The organism is Stenotrophomonas sp. TD3, assembly GCF_001939825.1.
Taxonomy (GTDB): domain Bacteria; phylum Pseudomonadota; class Gammaproteobacteria; order Xanthomonadales; family Xanthomonadaceae; genus Stenotrophomonas.
This window is the reverse complement of record NZ_MOYM01000001.1, coordinates 2,784,889-2,800,719: the sequence shown is the minus strand read 5'-3', so window position 1 is coordinate 2,800,719 and position 15,831 is coordinate 2,784,889. Positions and strand designations below refer to the sequence as shown.

The 15,831-nt window shown below is 67.4% G+C and carries 12 protein-coding genes and 1 pseudogene; 9 read left to right on the top strand and 4 right to left on the bottom strand.

Annotated features, from left to right (window positions below; genetic code table 11):
• Nucleotides 1–18: 18 nt before the first annotated feature.
• Nucleotides 19–1,557, top strand: a complete 1,539-nt coding sequence (locus BKE09_RS12930; RefSeq protein ID WP_014648695.1) for a GGDEF domain-containing protein — start codon at nucleotides 19–21, stop codon at nucleotides 1,555–1,557.
• Nucleotides 1,558–1,664: 107 nt separating this feature from the next.
• Here BKE09_RS12930 and BKE09_RS12925 read toward each other — a convergent pair whose 3' ends face one another.
• Nucleotides 1,665–2,591, bottom strand: a complete 927-nt coding sequence (locus tag BKE09_RS12925) for a DUF808 domain-containing protein (RefSeq protein ID WP_075675980.1) — start codon at nucleotides 2,589–2,591, stop codon at nucleotides 1,665–1,667.
• 199 nt (nucleotides 2,592–2,790) lie between these two features.
• On the opposite strand from BKE09_RS12925, the pseudogene BKE09_RS12920 reads away from it, so the two are divergent.
• Nucleotides 2,791–4,446 (top strand): annotated as a pseudogene (locus tag BKE09_RS12920) (AarF/UbiB family protein); the annotation flags it as partial.
• 244 nt (nucleotides 4,447–4,690) lie between these two features.
• Nucleotides 4,691–6,796, top strand: coding sequence for a phosphoglycerol transferase I (locus BKE09_RS12915; RefSeq protein WP_075675979.1), 2,106 nt, complete (start codon nucleotides 4,691–4,693; stop codon nucleotides 6,794–6,796).
• Nucleotides 6,797–7,345: 549 nt separating this feature from the next.
• Here the strand turns inward: BKE09_RS12915 and BKE09_RS12910 are convergent.
• Nucleotides 7,346–9,766 carry a DUF3772 domain-containing protein gene (locus BKE09_RS12910; protein ID WP_075675978.1) on the bottom strand — a complete coding sequence of 807 codons (2,421 nt, stop codon included), beginning with the start codon at nucleotides 9,764–9,766 and terminating at the stop codon, nucleotides 7,346–7,348.
• Nucleotides 9,767–9,887: 121 nt separating this feature from the next.
• The gene (locus tag BKE09_RS12905; protein ID WP_049422925.1) at nucleotides 9,888–10,136 is read right to left on the bottom strand and encodes a hypothetical protein; all 249 of its coding nucleotides are present in this window, start codon (nucleotides 10,134–10,136) and stop codon (nucleotides 9,888–9,890) included.
• Nucleotides 10,137–10,318: 182 nt separating this feature from the next.
• Here BKE09_RS12905 and BKE09_RS12900 point away from each other — a divergent pair, with 182 nt between their 5' ends.
• The 3 genes from BKE09_RS12900 (at nucleotide 10,319) to BKE09_RS12890 (ending at nucleotide 12,641) form a co-directional block, all read left to right on the top strand.
• Nucleotides 10,319–10,813: a lipocalin family protein gene (locus BKE09_RS12900; protein ID WP_053497449.1), complete on the top strand. Its 495-nt coding sequence runs from the start codon at nucleotides 10,319–10,321 to the stop codon at nucleotides 10,811–10,813.
• 13 nt (nucleotides 10,814–10,826) lie between these two features.
• The gene (locus tag BKE09_RS12895; RefSeq protein ID WP_075675977.1) at nucleotides 10,827–12,035 is read left to right on the top strand and encodes an FAD-dependent oxidoreductase; all 1,209 of its coding nucleotides are present in this window, start codon (nucleotides 10,827–10,829) and stop codon (nucleotides 12,033–12,035) included.
• A gap of 126 nt (nucleotides 12,036–12,161) precedes the next feature.
• Entirely contained in the window at nucleotides 12,162–12,641 is a 480-nt protein-coding gene (locus BKE09_RS12890; RefSeq protein WP_014038776.1) for a hypothetical protein, read from the top strand.
• A gap of 127 nt (nucleotides 12,642–12,768) precedes the next feature.
• Here BKE09_RS12890 and BKE09_RS12885 read toward each other — a convergent pair whose 3' ends face one another.
• The gene (locus BKE09_RS12885) at nucleotides 12,769–13,203 is read right to left on the bottom strand and encodes a PepSY domain-containing protein (RefSeq protein ID WP_075675976.1); all 435 of its coding nucleotides are present in this window, start codon (nucleotides 13,201–13,203) and stop codon (nucleotides 12,769–12,771) included.
• A 151-nt stretch (nucleotides 13,204–13,354) separates the two neighbouring features.
• On the opposite strand from BKE09_RS12885, the gene BKE09_RS12880 reads away from it, so the two are divergent.
• The 3 genes from BKE09_RS12880 to BKE09_RS12870 are packed head-to-tail and all read left to right on the top strand — an operon-like array spanning nucleotide 13,355 to nucleotide 15,620.
• On the top strand, nucleotides 13,355–13,645 hold the full coding sequence (locus BKE09_RS12880) for a PepSY domain-containing protein (protein ID WP_075675975.1): 291 nt from the start codon (nucleotides 13,355–13,357) through the stop codon (nucleotides 13,643–13,645).
• Nucleotides 13,645–14,304: a response regulator transcription factor gene (locus BKE09_RS12875; RefSeq protein ID WP_075675974.1), complete on the top strand. Its 660-nt coding sequence runs from the start codon at nucleotides 13,645–13,647 to the stop codon at nucleotides 14,302–14,304. The genes BKE09_RS12880 and BKE09_RS12875 overlap by 1 nt, the downstream gene beginning before the upstream one ends.
• Nucleotides 14,301–15,620 (top strand): sensor histidine kinase, encoded by a 1,320-nt coding sequence (locus tag BKE09_RS12870; RefSeq protein ID WP_075675973.1) that lies wholly within the window; start codon nucleotides 14,301–14,303, stop codon nucleotides 15,618–15,620. The genes BKE09_RS12875 and BKE09_RS12870 overlap by 4 nt, the downstream gene beginning before the upstream one ends.
• Nucleotides 15,621–15,831: the final 211 nt, after the last annotated feature.

Genomic DNA, 15,831 nt, shown 5'->3' with positions numbered 1-15,831 from the left:
AGCCCCAGGATTTGCTCGATGACGGACCAGCCCGACCACCGCCCTGCCCCCGGTACCGCCCTTGGGCCGCCGGCACGCGTGCGCGCGGTGGTGGACGATGGGCTGGGCGACCGCGTGGTGCTGCAGGGTGGCGGTGGTGTGGCCCTGCAGCAGCTGTTCGCCGGGGCCGACGCACCGGAGCCGCTGCTGGCCGCGTTCGCCAATGGCATGGCCACCCTGCCCGGCGAACTGGGCGACATGGGCGACCGCCTGCAGTCGGCGCAGGCCAGCGCCGACTGGCCGCGCTACGGGCGCGCGATGCGGCAGTTGATCGACAAGTACATCCGCACCATCGAACAGCATTCTCCGGATGGGCAGCCGGAAAGCCTGCGCTTGTCCGAGCAGCTGCGGCTGCTGCTGGGCGGCGCCGTGGTGGCTCTGCTGCAGCACGACCCGGATCTGCGCGAACAAGCGCAGGCACTGGCCATGCACCTGCGCCAGTGGCAGCCAGGTACGGCGCTGGAACCGATCGAACAGGGCGTGCGCGAACTTGGCCACCAGGTCGGCGTGCGCGCCGAGAGCTGGCAGGAGCAGCAGGCCTTGCTGCTGGAGCTGTTCGCGTTGCTGCTGGAGAACGTGAGCGAGCTGCTGGATGACCGCAGCTGGCTGCAGGGCCAGATCGCGGCGGTACGTCAGCTGCTGGACGGGCCGCTGGAAGCCGAGGCGGTCGAGCGCACCCGCGCCGAACTGCGCGAAGTGATCTACAAGCAGGGCCTGCTGCGCCAGGGCATCGACGACTCGAAGGCGGCGATGCGCGGATTGATGGGCGAGTTCATCGAGCGCATGGATGGTATGGCCACCAGCACCGGTGAGTACCACGACCGTATCGGCAGCTACGCGCTGCAGCTGCGTGAGGCGCGCAGCATCGCCGACCTCAACCAGCTGCTGCAGGACGTGATGCGCGACACCGGCAAGGTGCAGCAGCAGGCCGCACAGGCCCGCGACCACCTGGCCAACGCGCGGCAGGAAGTGGAACGTGCAGAGCAGCGCATTGCCGAGCTGGAGCAGGAACTGCGTGCGGCCGGTGACCTGGCACGCATCGATCCGCTGACCCAGGCGCTGAACCGCCGTGGCCTGGACGAACTGCTGCAGCGCGAGCTGGCCCGCGCCGCACGCAACAACTCGCCGCTGGGCGTGGCAGTGATCGATCTGGATGATTTCCACCAGACCAACGATGCACACGGCCATGCCGGTGGTGATGCACTGCTGCAGCACCTGGTGGCCGTCTGCAAGCTGCTGCTGCGCGCCACCGACGGCATCGCGCGGCTGGGTGGCGACGAGTTCGTGCTGGTGCTGCCGGAGACCCAGGGCGCCGACAGCATGGCCACCGTGCAGCGCCTGCAGCGTTCACTGGCGCATCGCGTGCTGACCGTACAGGACCGCCGCGTGCCCGTGCATTTCAGCGCCGGGCTGGCGCAATGGCAACCCGGCGACGATACCGAGACCCTGCTGCGCCGCGCGGATGATGCGCTGTATGCGGCCAAGCGACAGGGCAAGAACCGGGTGCAGGCGGGGTGATCGTCCGGCCCGCCGCAAACCGCTTCGGTAGGTGCCAACCTTGGTTGGCACGCGCGGGAAACAAAGCGCCGACCAAGGTCGGCCTCTACCTTGCGACCCGCCGGTGATTACTTACCGCGCAGCTTCTGGAACCCTGTCACCGCCGCCAGCACGATGGCGCCGGCGATGATGCCCACCACCATGTTGCCCACCGCACCGACCAGCCAGCCCCACTGGCCCTCGCCGCCCAGCGCCTGCACCGCGTGGTGCAGCGCCGGTACGTTGTGCACCAGGATGCCGCCACCAACCAGGAACATGGCGATGGTGCCGGCCACCGACAGGAACTTCATCAGCCACGGTGCCGAGGCGACCAGGCCGCGACCGAAGGCGGCGATGGCCCCACCCTTGCGCGACAGGTACAGGCCCACGTCATCGAGCTTGACGATGCCCGCCACCAGTCCGTAGACGAAGATCGTCATCGCCAGCGCCACCACCGCCAGGGTGATCACCTGGTTGGTGAACGGCGCGGTGGCGACCACGCCCAGCGTCAACACGATGATCTCGGCCGAAAGGATGAAGTCGGTGCGGATCGCACCCTTCACCTTGTCCTTCTCCCACGCAACCATGTCCACCTGCGCATCGGCCAGCGTCTTGCGGCGTTCGGTCTGGCGCTCGGCATCGTCGTCAGCTGAATGCAGGAAGCGGTGCGCCAGCTTCTCCACGCCCTCGAAGCAGAGGAAGGCACCACCGATCATCATCAGCGGCACGATCAGCGGCACGTTCCAGCCGCGGCTGTGCAGCCAGGCTTCCAGCGCACTGATCGCCAGGGCCGCCGGCACCAGGATCACCTTGTTCACCAGCGAGCCCTTGGCCACCGCCCACACCACCGGCAGTTCGCGGTTGGCGTTGACCCCGGTCACCTGCTGCGCGTTCAGCGCCAGATCGTCGCCCAGCACGCCTGCGGTCTTCTTCGCCGCGACCTTGGTCAGCACCGAGACATCGTCGAGCAGGGAGGCGATATCGTCGAGCAGGGCAAACAGGCTGGCACCGGCCATGGGGCGTCCAAGAAAGGGAATGAGCGGATTCTGACCGATACCGGGGCAGCTGCGGAAGCGGTCGGATTCACCGCGTGCCTACCGCCCCCCGGCGACACTGCGGAATCCGGACATTGCCGGCCAGCGGCCGGCACTACCTGTATTCGTCGCATGGGAGTGTCGCTTGAGCAATCCGCCCACCGCCAATGGCAACCCTCCGCTGGTCAAAGGCATGAACCGGCGCAGCCAGATCCTGCGCCTGCTGATGCGCTACCGCCATTCGGGCGTGTTCTCGGGCATGAACCTGGACGCGGCCAGCAACCAGGCCGACGTGCCCGCCGATGGCAACCCGGAACAGTTTGTCAGCGACCTGGAAGCGCTGGGGCCGACCTTCGTCAAACTGGGCCAGATGCTGTCCACCCGCCCGGACATGGTGCCGGTGGAGTTCGCCACCGCGCTGGAGCGCATGCAGGAAAAGGTGGCCGAGATCCCGGTCGAGCGCATCCACGCCATCGTCGAGCAGGAACTGGGCGCGCCGGTGAACAAGCTGTTCGCCGCGTTCGATCCCGAGCCGCTGGGCTGCGCCTCGATCGCGCAGGTGCATCGCGCGGTGCTGCACGACGGCCGCCAGGTGGCGGTGAAAGTGCAGAAGCCCGAGGTCGCCGCACAGCTGCGTTCGGACCTGGAGGCGCTGCGCAGCTTCGCGCTGGCCGCCGACCACCTGACCCAGGTCGGCCGACGCGTGCGTCTGCGTGACTGGCTCAACGAGTTCGCCAAGACCCTGATGCAGGAGCTGGACTATCACGCCGAGGCCGAGAACCTGGCCCGTTTCGGCCGGCACCTGAAGCCATTCCGGCGCCTGTGGATTCCGCAGCCGCTGTGGGATTACAGCAGCCAGCGCGTGCTGACCATGGAACTGGCCACCGGCGTGCGCGTGGATGCGATTCCCGATGTGCGCCGCACCGAGCAATCGATGGACCCGCTGGCGGCGGCGCTGATCCGGGGCTACCTGGACCAGATCTTCGTGCATGGCGAGATCCATGCCGACCCGCACCCCGGCAACCTGCGGGTGATGCCCGATGGACGGCTGGCGATCTTCGACCTGGGCATGGTCGCGCACATGCCGCCGCGCCTGCGCGAGCGCCTGCTGAAGATCCTGTTCGCTGCCGTCGATGGCCGCGGCGAAGAAGTGGCCGACGACCTGATCAGCATCAGCACGCGGCTGGAGGCGTTCGATGAAGAGCGCTACCTGCGCGAGACCGGCCAGCTGATCGCGCGCTACGCCGCCAGCGGCAGTTTCTCCGAAGGCCGCGTGGTGCTGGACATGGTGCGCATCGCCACCGCCTGCGGCCTGCGCACGCCGCCGGAACTGAGCTTGCTGGGCAAAGCCCTGCTCAACCTGGAAACCGTGTGCCGGCTGCTTGCACCCGAGCTGGAAACCCGCCGCATCGTCGAGCGCCAGCTGCAACACGTGATGCGTGCGCGCCTGAAGAAATCGCTGTCGGCCGCCAACATCGCCAGCGAGGCGATGGAACTGCAGCAACTGCTGCGCGATGGGCCGCGCAAGCTGTCGGACATCATGGCGCTGTTGGCCGAGAACCGCCTGCAGATGAAGGTCACCGGCCTGGAAGAGTCGCGGTTGATGGAAAACCTGCAGAAGATCGCCAACCGCGTGGCGGCCGGCATCATCAGCGCCGCATTGATCATGGCCGCCGCGATGATGATGAAGATCGACACCGGCTGGCACCTGTTCGGCTACCCGCTCATCGCCCTGATCCTGTTGTTCATCGGCGTGGTGCTCGGCCTGGGCATCGTGACCAGCGCATTGCTGTTCGACCGTCGTGCGCGGGCACGCGAAGAACGCGGACATCGCTAGCGCATCGACGAAAACACCCGTATTCATGCGGTTTTTAATGCAATACAACGAAGCCTTTCACGCTCGTTTTACCTTCTGAGCGCGATTGCGCGCGCGTTATTTCAACAAACATTTCAGTCAGGTTCGTGCATGCACTATCGGGTCATCGGCCTGTCATGTACATGTGCTTGTGGCAGCGCCGGTCGGATGGACACGCGTCGGTACGACGTCCATCACCACCACCTCGTCACTGCCGAAGCTGCCTATGCTCTGGATACTGCTGCTGTCGTTGTTGCTGTTGTGCTGGTTGTTCCTCGCGTCCGACAAGTGGGTGTGGTGGAAGGCCGGTGCGTTCTCGCTGCTGCTGCTGATGCTCAGCGCGTGGTGGCTGATCGACAAGCTCTCCGGTGATGGGCTCAATGCCGCCACCCTGTACCACCTGGGCGCCGACATGGAAGGCGCCGGTGTCTCCGATTTCAAGGGCTATATCGCCGGCTTCATCGTACTGGCGCTGGTCTCGCTGCTGCCGCTGTTCGCCACACGGGTGAAGCGCTGGCGCCAGTCCGGCCACGGCGGTGCCTGGTTCGCCGGCTTCGCTGCAGTCTGGGTGGCCACGATCCTGATCAGCCCGCTGGCCCGCGACGGCCAGCGCCTGTACCAGCAGCTGCGCCCGGTCGACTTCGCCCGTATCGCCCCCGAGTACCAGGTACCGACGCAGCCGCTGCAGCGTCCGCGCAACATCGTCTGGATCTACGGCGAAAGCCTGGAACGCACTTACCTGGACGACAACGTGTTCCCGGGCCTGATGCCCAACCTCAATCGCCTCGCCAGCCAGTCGCTGGACGTGCGCGGGCTGGCCTCGGCCGAAGGCAGTGGCTGGACCATCGCCGGCCTGGTCTCGTCGATGTGCGGCGTGCCGCTGACCACTTCGCAGGGCGATGAGAACAGCATGGACCGCATGGGCAGCTTCCTGCCCAAGGCGGTGTGCCTGGGCGACTACCTGAAGCAGCAGGGCTATACCAACCACTATCTGGGTGGCGCCAACGGCCAGTTCGCCGGCAAGGGCCAGTTCCTGGCCAGCCACGGTTTCGATGAAGTGCACGACCTGGCGTGGTTCAAGCAGCAGAAGAAGATCGGCCGCATCCACTACTCGGCCTGGGGCGTGCACGACGACGTGCTGCTGGACACCGCCTACCAGCGCTTCGAACAGCTCTCGCGTGCGGGTTCACCGTTCATGCTGACCACGCTGACCATGGACACCCACCATCCGGCCGGCCACCTGCCGGTGTCGTGCAAGGGCGAGCGCTACCAGAGCCAGTACGGCAACATCAACATGCTCAACGCGCTCAAGTGCAGCGACCGGCTGATCTCGCAGCTGGTGCAGCGCATCCAGGCCAGCCCGTACGGCAAGGACACGCTGATCGTGATCGCCTCCGACCACCTGGCGATGCCCAACGATCTCACCCACATCCTGACCCGGCAGAAGCGCGAGAACCTGCTGCTGTTCCTGGGCGATGGCATTGCCCCGCAGCAGCTCAGCGCCGACGCCGGTACCACCCTGGATTCGGGTGCGACCCTGCTCAGCCTGCTGGACCCGAACCTGAAGACGATGGGCTTCGGCCGTTCACTGATCGATACCCAGCGCGCGCCCAGCGCCAGCGTGGCCACCCAGCGCGATGGCGGCCGCGATTACCCGCAATACCTCGCCTTCGCCCGTTCGCTGTGGCTGGGCGAACCGACCCGCGAGCTGAAGATCGATGGCGATGACCAGGTGGTGGTCGGCCTGCAGCACGTGCAGCCTCCGGTACTGCTGGAGTACGACAAGGACTGGGGGTTGAAGTCGGTGTACCTGGAGAACACCTCGCGCCAGTTCGATGATGCCAACCCGGACAACACCCTGGCCTACGTCGATCGCTGCACCGCGTTCGAGGATGGCTCGGCCGACGGCGACTGGTGCGCCCTGCTCGTCAACCGCGACAACGGCATCAAGCTGTACCGCGACAACGACCTGCGCGGCGGCATCGCGGTGGATGCGCCGCTGGATGCGTTCCAAGGCCCGCGTCCGAGCGTGCGCCAGGCGCACATGATCACCCAGAAGGGCCGCCGCACCCGTGCCGGCCAGTACATGCTGCAGCTGGTGGCGAGCACGCGCCCGGATCGTGGATTCTGGATCGAGGCGGTATCCTCGCAGCGCAAGGTGGTGCTGGCCCAGCAGTGGGTGCAGCCCGATGCCAACGGCAAGATCAACGTGTCGTTCGGGCTGGACCACGAAGTGGATGATCTGGAGATCCGCGCGTGGCTGAACCACGCCGAGAAGCTGGCGGTGGACACGTTCGCACTGGTGCCCTCGCGCAGCCGACCACGAGGATAGGGTTCTTTGCAGGGCTGCGCCCTGCACCCGCCGAAGCAACAGCCAGAGCAACAGCGTGCAATCCGTGGTTTGGCGGGGCGGTGTCGGAGTGCGGGGACGCCGCAAGTACGTCCCTGTAGGCTTGGCAGCCGCATCCATGCGGCTGACACCCCGCACTCCGACACCGCCCCACCTCTGACAGATTTCTGCGGCTGTCGGTAGGTGTCAACCTTGGTCGACACAATCTGTCAGATATCGAAAACCAAGATGGGGTCAGATCCGTTTTCCTCCGGGAAACGGATCTGACCCCAAGAGCATTTCCGACAGACCGCAGCAAACTGTCGAAGGCGGGGTGGGTCCGGTTGCGGGAGTGTCCGCGGCATGGATGCCGCGGCCAAGCCCCCATGGACGGGTTTACGGCGTCTCCCGCAACCGGACCCACCCCGCCAAACCACGGAATGCACGCTGTTGCTGTTGCTGTTGCTGTTGCTGTTGCTGTTGCTGTTGCTGTTGCCGTTGCCGTTGCTCCGGCTTGTAGCGGGTGCAGGGCGCAGCCCTGCAAAGAACCCCCTACTCCTGCGGATCGCGGGTGATGTGGATGTCGGTCGGGGTCGACAACGGGATGTTCCGCTCGGCCAGGATGTGCAGCAGGCTGAAGTACAGATCGCTGCGGGTGGCATACACCTGCCGCGGGCTGGCCACGTACGCAAAACTGTTGATGGTGATCTGGCCACCGGCAATGCTGTCGATGTAGACCGTCGGTGCCGGCTGCTTCAGCACGTTGGTGTGCGCGGTGTACGCATCCAGCAGCGCCTGCCGCAGGTTGCCGACATCGGTGCTGGGCGGCACCGCGAACTGGATCTGGATGCGGCCCTGGTTGTTGCCCATCGTCATGTTGCGCACGGTCTTGGTGACCAGCTCGGAGTTGGGCACGATCAGCGTCGACTTGTCGCCCACCTGGATCTCGGTCGAGCGCAGGCTGATGCGGCGGATGTCGCCTTCCTGGTCGCCCAGCTTCACCCAGTCGCCGATCTTCACCGGACGCTCGGCCAGCAGGATCAGGCCGGACACGAAGTTCTGGGTGATCACCTGCAGGCCGAAACCAATACCCACCGACAGCGCGCTGACCAGCAATGCCAGCTTGCTCAGCTGCAGGCCCATCGCGCTCAGCGCCCAGATCACCGCGATGATGATGCCCACGTAACGGGCGACGGTGCTGACCGAATTGCGTGCACCCAGGTCCAGCTCGGTCTTGGGCAGGTAGGTGTCGGTCAGCCAGCGCTGTACCAGCTGGGTAACGGCCAGGCCAGCCAGCAGCACCAGCACCGCCAGCACGATCCGCACCGGCTCCAGCTTGGTTCCGCCAATATCGAATCCAGAGGTGAACAGCGAAGAAAAGCGCTCCACCACCGCGCCGATGTTGCCGAACGGCGCCACCAACGCCAGCAGCGCAAGCAGCACGACAATCGTGCGCAATGCCGCCGACAGCAGCACGCCCGCCTGTTCCAGCCGCGACACGCTCAGGCCGGTGCTGAGCAGGATGGTCTGGCCAACCTTGCTGTCGGCGTTGAGCATCCAGGTGCTCAGGTCGTCGACGAACTTGAACAGCAGGGTTGCGGCCAGCACTACGATGCTGCCGCCGATCAATTGCTGGTTCACGAACTTGGCGAAATTCAGGTAGCCCAGCAGCGTGGCAATGATGGCGGCCACCACCGCGATGTTGCCCGCTACCCGGGCCAGTACCAGCCAGCTGCTGCGGCGCACTGGCGTGGCTGCACTCATGCCATCGGCCTGCGCTTCCAGCTTGGCCTCGGCCTCGGCGGTCTGCCGCCGATGCAGGCGCGCCAGGGTCACCAGCATGGCCATGATCAGGCCGAGGTAGGTCAGGGCAATCAGGCCGTCCAACGCCACCGTGGTGACATCGCTGGTGCGCGTGGCCTGGTCGAGGGCCACCAGCACCGTGCTCAGCCAGGCCAGCGCCGCCGCGCCCCACGCGTACTTGCGCAGCTTCAGCGCGGCGGTGTCGTCCAGGTTCAACAGCCGCCATGACGGGCGCTTGGGCACCAGCAGGCAGGCGCTGAGCGCTGCAATGAAGGCCGCACGGAAGGTGGCGGTCTCCAGGCCGTCGGCCACCACCTGCAGGCGCGGTGCGATCGCATCGATGGCATCCAGCGCCGCCATCAGTACCACCACGGCATAACCGGGCAGCAGCGTACCCACCAACAGCAGCCACATGGCCAGGCCAGACCGGCGCAGTCGACCATCAGGCGCGCGCTCGGACGCGGCGAACCTGCGTCCCAGCGCGCGCAGCCACAGCCGCAGCGGGAACATCATCACCAGCGCGGCCAGCAGGCCCAGCAACGGCGTGCCCCAGCCATGGGTGCGGATGCCGGCGACCAGCGCGTCGCGCCCCTGCTCGGCCAACGGCGCAACGCGCGCGATATCGATCGGCAGGCGCTCGGCCACCTGGCTCCACAACGCAGGCGACAGCGGCGAGGCGACCTTCTGGCCCAGTTCCTCCGTGCGTTGTGCGGTGCGCTGCTGCTCGATGTCCGCCGCCAGCTGCTGCGCACGCACGGCACTGGCCTTGGCCTGCACCACCGAGGCGGCCAGGCCGTCGCGCTGCTTGGTGAGGGTGCGCCGTTGCGCCGCCAGCTCCGGCGGCTCAGTGGCGCCTTCTGCCGGTGTTCCCAGCTGCGCCAGCTGTTCGTTGAGTCGATCCAACTGTGGCTGCAGCGCCTTTTCCAGCGCCTCGGCGTCACGCCGTGCCTGCGAGGCATTCTCGGACAGCATCGCCAGCGTCTCGGTGGCTTCTGCATCGCCACGCTTGCGCTCCACATCCTTCAGGCTGGAATCGATGTCCGCCAGCTGCTGCTTCGGCGTGGGCTCCTCATCCTGCGCCAGCACCGGCGCGGACAGCAGGAAGGCGGTGCACAGCAGCAGGACCCACCAGGGCCCCCGTGCACGGATCGATCGCAGGAAAGAAGACACGCAGCCACACCGGTTCGCGCGGACCACCGCGCCTGCGCGCGACTATACGGCAGAGGCGGTAAAGGGCGGATGCGCGGTTCCAGCAGCGTCGAGCAGGCTCGACACTGCCCGTCCGCGGTACTCAGTACTTCAGGCGCAGCTCTTCCACGGCCGGCTGCTGCAGCGCGTACCAGTCCTGGAACTCTTCCTCGGTGATCTCATCGGGCGCGTACACCGCCACCGGGTGCCAGTCGTGGTCGGTCGGCAGCGGTTGGCGCGGGCCGGCACGCAGGCTGTAGGCCACGCCCTCGTAGTCGACCAGGTCGTCGACCTGCGGCCACTGTTCGCGCGCGAACGCGGATTCACTCTTCAACAGGATCACCTGGTACATCGGCACCTCCACCTCGGTTGGATCAGGAAAACACGGCGCTGGCGGCAGGATACCGCCACGCCGGTGACAACGGGCGCTCCGCCGGGGCGACGGAACGTTCTGGACACGGCCATCGCCCCGGCTTCACCCGCCCATGGCAAGGCCATCGGCATCGTGGAGGCCCACCCCTGCCACGATGACCGATGACCGAGCACCCGCCGCTGAAGACCGTCGCCGACCTCAAGCTGCCCCGCTACCTGGGCACCTGGTACGAGATCGCGCGCCTGCCGATGCGCCACGAGCCGGAGGGCTGCACCGACGTGTCGGCGCACTACACCCTGCTCGACAACGGCAACGTCGGCGTCACCAACCGCTGCCGCATGGACGGCGAGATCGAGGAAGCCACCGGCGAGGCCTGCGCCGTCGACAACGACAGCGCGCGCCTGGAGGTGAGTTTCCTGCCCAAGGGCCTGCGCTGGTTGCCGTTCGCCAAGGGCGACTACTGGGTGATCCAGGTTGCCCCGGACTACAGCGTCTCGCTGGTCGGCAGCCCGGATCGCAAATACCTGTGGCTGCTGGCGCGCGAGCCACGCCTGGACGCGACCGTGCAGGACCATTATCTGGCGGCCGCCCGCCTGCAGGGCTTCGATCTGTCCGAACTGATCCAGACCCCGCATACCGGCCAGCCCACGGCCTGAGCCACGCGCAGCCATGGACCTGAAGAGCGGTTACCCGTGGTGGGCGGTACGCAACGGCCTGATCCACGCGTTCCCGCCGCTGCAGCAGGATCTGCGCTGCGACGTGCTGGTGGTCGGCGGCGGCATCACCGGTGCGCTGATCGCCGACGAACTGTCCCGGCATGGCCACGACGTTGCAGTGATCGAGCAGCGTGACATCGGCTGGGGTAGCACCGCCGCCAGCACCGCGCTGCTGCAGTACGAGATCGATACCCATCTGCTGGAACTGGCCCAGCGCTACGGCGAGGACGCCGCTGCACTGGCTTACCGGGCCTGTGCGGAGGCAATCCCGGCCCTGGCCGAGGTGGCACGCGGGGTGAAGGACGTGGATTTCCAGCGCATGGACAGCCTGTACCTGGCCAGCCGCCACCGCGACGTGCCACGCCTGATGGCCGATGGTGAAGCGCGGCGCAGCATCGGCCTGGATGCCCGTTGGCTGGGCCCGGAGGCACTGCAGGAACGCTTCGACGTGGACGCTGGTGGCGCCCTGCTGACCCGCCAGGCCGCGCGGGTCGATCCCTACCGCCTGACCTATGGGTTGCTGCAACGCGTGCACCGGCGCGGCAGCCCCGTGCACGATCGCACGGTGCTGCACACGCTGACACCCACCGCGCGCGGCGTGAGCGCCGTCACCGAGGGCGGCGCCAGCATCCACGCCCGCCACGTGGTGCTGGCGATGGGCTATGCCAACCAGCACTGGCTCGAACAGCGGGTCGCACGCAACCGCAGCAGTTATGCCTTCATCACCGATCCCATCGATGCGAACGTGCTCGGCCGGCTGCGCAACACGATGGTGTGGGAGAGCGCACGCCCGTACCTGTACCTGCGCGCGACCGGCGACCGTCGCCTGCTGGTGGGTGGGTTGGACGACACCATCGACATCCCCGCCCGCCGCGACCGGCGCGTACAGCGCAAGGCCGACAAGCTGATGAAACAGCTGCTGCACTGGTTCCCACGGCTGGACCCGGTGCCGGCCTTCTCCTGGGCCGGGACCTTCGCTGAAACCGCCGACGGCCTGCCGTTCTTCGGCCCGCACGCGCAGTGGGGCCCGCGGGTGCATTTCGCCATGGCCTACGGTGGCAACGGCATCACCTATTCGATGATCGGCGCCCAGCTGCTGCGGGCCCGGATCGAACGGCGCAAGCATGCGCTGGAAGGGCTGTTCGGCTTCGGACGGTTGTAGCGTGCAGCCAGGCATGGCCTGGCTCTACCGCAAGCGGGCGCCGACAGGCATCATTCAAGCAACCCCTGCTAGCGTCGGCCTGTACCGCCGCGTGTTGCGTGGCCACCTGTCCGCTGGAGCGCCGTCATGATCCGCCCCCTGACCCTGCTGCTGTGCCTGGCCCTGCCGGGAACCGTGCTGGCCCAGTCCGCCGCTGGCGCCACCGCGCCGCAGGCTGCCGGCCTGGACCTGACGCTGCCGCAGGCGCCGATGCGCTACCTCAACGACCCGGCCCTGCAGCAGGACCCGCCCGGCACCTATTACGGTGACAAGAGCGGCCCGCGCGTGCACGACGACGCCAAGATCGCCGACGTGACCGACGACAAGGTCAAGGTGTCCGGCAGCTTCACCACCGGCATCGGCTATTCGAAGAACGGCGGCAACAGCCACTACAACGCGGCCACGCTGAACCTGAGCAAGAACTACACCACCGATGAAGGCAAGACCCACGGGGTCAACCTCAACATCCACGTGAGTGAAGGCAAGGGCCCGGGCTTCTTCGGCCCGTATGGCGGCTACTACGGCCGCGGCCCGGGCTGGGATTACCCGCCGCCGTACGGCTGGTAACGCCGCTCCCGTAGAGCCGAGTCCATGCCCGGTTGGTAACCGCGCGGTAGCGCCGGCCGCTGGCCGGCGACTCGCGGGGCTGGAAGCGATCATGGGTTGCCGGCCAGCGGCCGGCACTACCAGCAGGTCAATCCAGCCAACCATCACGCTCGCTGTGCAGGATGCGGCCGTCGTAGCCGCTCAGGCGCACGTCCACCTTCTGGTTGCGGGCGTTGCGGGCTTCCAGCGACCAGGTCGCACCATCGCGTTCCAGCGAATGGATTTCGCGCAGGCCGTGCGACTGCGCCCGTGCCAGCACCTGCTCGGTGGTCAACTGCGCGCGGCCGCTGTGCTCATCGAAGATCTCGCCGGTCTTCGGGTCCACGTAGACCTCGCTGAAGCGGCCATCGGCGCGGCTCACGTCGGCTTCCCACAGGCCGTCATCGCGTTCGATCTCGTGGATCTGGGTGTAACCGGCCTTGCGCAGGGTCTGTTCAACCTGGGCCATGCCCAGCGGTGCAGCCTGTGCGGCCGGTGCAATGGCCAGCAGGGCAACGGTGGCGAGGGTGAGCGACTTCAACATGGTGGTTCTCCTGTTCGTGTTGGTAGCCGGACCATCCCGGCAACGCCACGATGCGTGCCCCGGTTAACAGCGCCTTAGCCGTGGCTGTTAGCCGACTGTTAGTCGCCCCCGCCACACTCGCGCCTGCTCCCCTCTCTCTTTCCGCACCCGCATGCTCACCACCCTGCCCCTGCTGCTGGCCCTGGCCAACGCCCCGATCGCCGCCGCGCCTGTGCAGGACCCGGCGCAGCAGGTCGCGCGCCGCGCCGTGCAGCAGGGCCGCTACGTGCCGCTGGAAAGCGTGGTGCGCGATGCACTCAAGCGCTACCCGGGCCAGCTGCTGGAAGTGGAGCTGGACGATGGCGTCTACGAAGTGGAGATCCTGCGCGGAGACGGCGTGGTGGTGGAGCTGGACTATGATGCGCGCAGCGGAAAGCTGCTGAAGACGGAGCCCGACGACTGATGCGCATCCTGTTGGCCGAAGACGATGCCGCACTGGCACAGCGCCTGGTGCCCCTGCTGGAACAGGCCGGCTATGTGCTGCACGTGGTCGCCGACGGCCGCGAGGCCGAAGAAATCGGCCAGATCGAAGACCTGCAGGCCGCCATCGTCGACCTCGGCCTGCCCGGGCTGGATGGACTGAGCGTGATCGAGCGCTGGCGCAGCAATGGCCGGAGTTTTCCGGTGCTGGTGCTGACCGCGCGCGGGCGCTGGCACGACAAGCTGGCCGGCTTCGATGCCGGTGCCGACGATTACCTCACCAAACCGTTCCAAGCCGACGAACTGGTGCTGCGCCTGCGCGCCCTGATCCGCCGCAGCCATGGCCACGCCAGCCCGCGCCTGCACTGCGGCCCGCTGCAGCTGGACGTCAACGCCGGCCGCTTCGAACTGGACGGGCAGGCGCTGCCCCTCAGTCCGCAGGAGTTTCGCCTGCTCAGCTATTTCATCCACCACAGCGGGCAGGTGATCGGCCGCGACCGGCTGGGCGAGCAGGTGTTCGACGGCGGCCATGACCCGGACTCCAACGCACTGGACGTGCTGCTCGGGCGGGTGCGCCGCAAGCTCGGCACCGACCTGATCCAGACCGTGCGCGGCCAGGGCTGGCGGCTGGCCGCGCCATGAACCGGCAACCGTCGCTGCGGCGGCGCCTGCTGCTGGCCGGCGGTGTCGGCCTGCTGCTGGTCTCGCTGCTGGCCAGTGCACTGCTGGGCGAGCTGTTCAAGCGCAGCGCGCGCGATCGCTTCGACCATGAACTGCAGCAGGACATGCTGACCCTGCTGGCGCAGGCCGAAGTGGATGCGGACGGACAGCTGCGCCTGCGCCAGGAACCCAATGACGCACGCTTCCAGCGCGTGTTTTCCGGTGCCTATTGGCAGATTGCCGGTGCCGATGGCCGCGTGCTGCTGCAGTCGCGCTCGCTGTGGGATGAAAACCTGCCTGCGCCGGCTACCGGGCCGGCCACGCGCAATCTGTCCGGACCGCTGCAGCAATCCCTGCGTGCACGCGTGCAGCAGGTGCGCCTGCCACGCGCCAGCGAACCGTTCGTGGCGGTGGTCGCCACCGATCGCAGCGCGCTGGATGCGGATGTCGCCGCGTTCCGCAAGCGCACCGCCATCGCCCTGGGCGTACTGGTTGCGGCGTGGCTGGCGGTGCTGGCCAGCCAGGTGCACTTCGGCCTGCGCCCATTGCATCGCCTCGGTGCACAGCTGGAACGGGTGCGGCGCGGCGACGCGCAGCGCATCGACACGCGGGAGCTGGGCGCGGAAGTCGCACCGCTGGGGGAAGAACTCAACGCGCTGCTGGACCACCAGCAACGCATGGTCGCGCGCGCACGTACCAGTGCACAGGATCTGGCGCATGCATTGAAGACCCCGCTAAGCGTATTGGCCACCGAAGCGGACGGCGACGGCACGCACTGGCGTACCACTGTGCGCGAACAGAGTGCGCGCATGCAGGCCAGTGTCGACCGTTACCTGGCCGCAGGGCTGGCCGCCGACCATCGCCAGCGCACCGGCGTGGCGGCAGTCGCACAGGCAATGTGCCGGCTGATGGCACGCGTGCATGGCGAACGTGGCATTGCATTCACGGCCGCAGATATCGATCCGGCGTTGCAGTTCGCCGGTGCCAGTGCGGATCTGGAAGAAATGCTGGGCAACCTGCTGGACAACGCCGGGCGCTGGGCACGGCAGCAGGTCCACGTCAGCGCGGATGCCGACGAAGGCCAGTTGCGCATCGAAGTACACGACGACGGCCCTGGCCTGGCTGCAGACGCCCTGGAACGGGTCACCCAGCGCGGCGTGCGGCTGGATGAGCGCGAGGGCAGCAGTGGATTGGGGCTGGCGATTGTCGGCGATATCACCGCCAGTTATGGCGGGCGCGTGGCGTTGGAAAATGCGCAGCCGGGCCTGCGCGCGACGTTGTGGTTGCCGGTGGCGTGAAGCGGCCAACCTGACGATTGGGTAGTGCCGGCCGCTGGCCGGCAACCACGTGCTCACCGGGAACGCCCTCTGAAAGCCGGCCAGCGGCCGGCTCTACCGAGCGTCAATCCGGCCGGTCGCCATGCACCCGGTAGGTGTCGACCTTGGTCAACCCAACGGTGGGTAGTGCCGGCCGCTGGCCGGCAACCACGTGCTCACCGGAAACGCCCTC

Excerpts from the sequence above, each read along its gene's own strand:
- BKE09_RS12875 (WP_075675974.1), top strand. The coding sequence starts at position 13,645 with ATGCGCATCCTGTTGGCCGAAGACGATGCCGCACTGGCACAGCGCCTG.
- BKE09_RS12905 (WP_049422925.1), bottom strand. The coding sequence starts at position 10,136 with ATGTACCAGGTGATCCTGTTGAAGAGTGAATCCGCGTTCGCGCGCGAA.
- BKE09_RS12925 (WP_075675980.1), bottom strand. The coding sequence starts at position 2,591 with ATGGCCGGTGCCAGCCTGTTTGCCCTGCTCGACGATATCGCCTCCCTG.
- BKE09_RS12890 (WP_014038776.1), top strand. The coding sequence starts at position 12,162 with ATGATCCGCCCCCTGACCCTGCTGCTGTGCCTGGCCCTGCCGGGAACC.
- BKE09_RS12915 (WP_075675979.1), top strand. The coding sequence starts at position 4,691 with ATGCTCTGGATACTGCTGCTGTCGTTGTTGCTGTTGTGCTGGTTGTTC.
- BKE09_RS12885 (WP_075675976.1), bottom strand. The coding sequence starts at position 13,203 with ATGTTGAAGTCGCTCACCCTCGCCACCGTTGCCCTGCTGGCCATTGCA.
- BKE09_RS12900 (WP_053497449.1), top strand. The coding sequence starts at position 10,319 with ATGACCGAGCACCCGCCGCTGAAGACCGTCGCCGACCTCAAGCTGCCC.
- BKE09_RS12895 (WP_075675977.1), top strand. The coding sequence starts at position 10,827 with ATGGACCTGAAGAGCGGTTACCCGTGGTGGGCGGTACGCAACGGCCTG.
- BKE09_RS12870 (WP_075675973.1), top strand. The coding sequence starts at position 14,301 with ATGAACCGGCAACCGTCGCTGCGGCGGCGCCTGCTGCTGGCCGGCGGT.
- BKE09_RS12930 (WP_014648695.1), top strand. The coding sequence starts at position 19 with ATGACGGACCAGCCCGACCACCGCCCTGCCCCCGGTACCGCCCTTGGG.
- BKE09_RS12880 (WP_075675975.1), top strand. The coding sequence starts at position 13,355 with ATGCTCACCACCCTGCCCCTGCTGCTGGCCCTGGCCAACGCCCCGATC.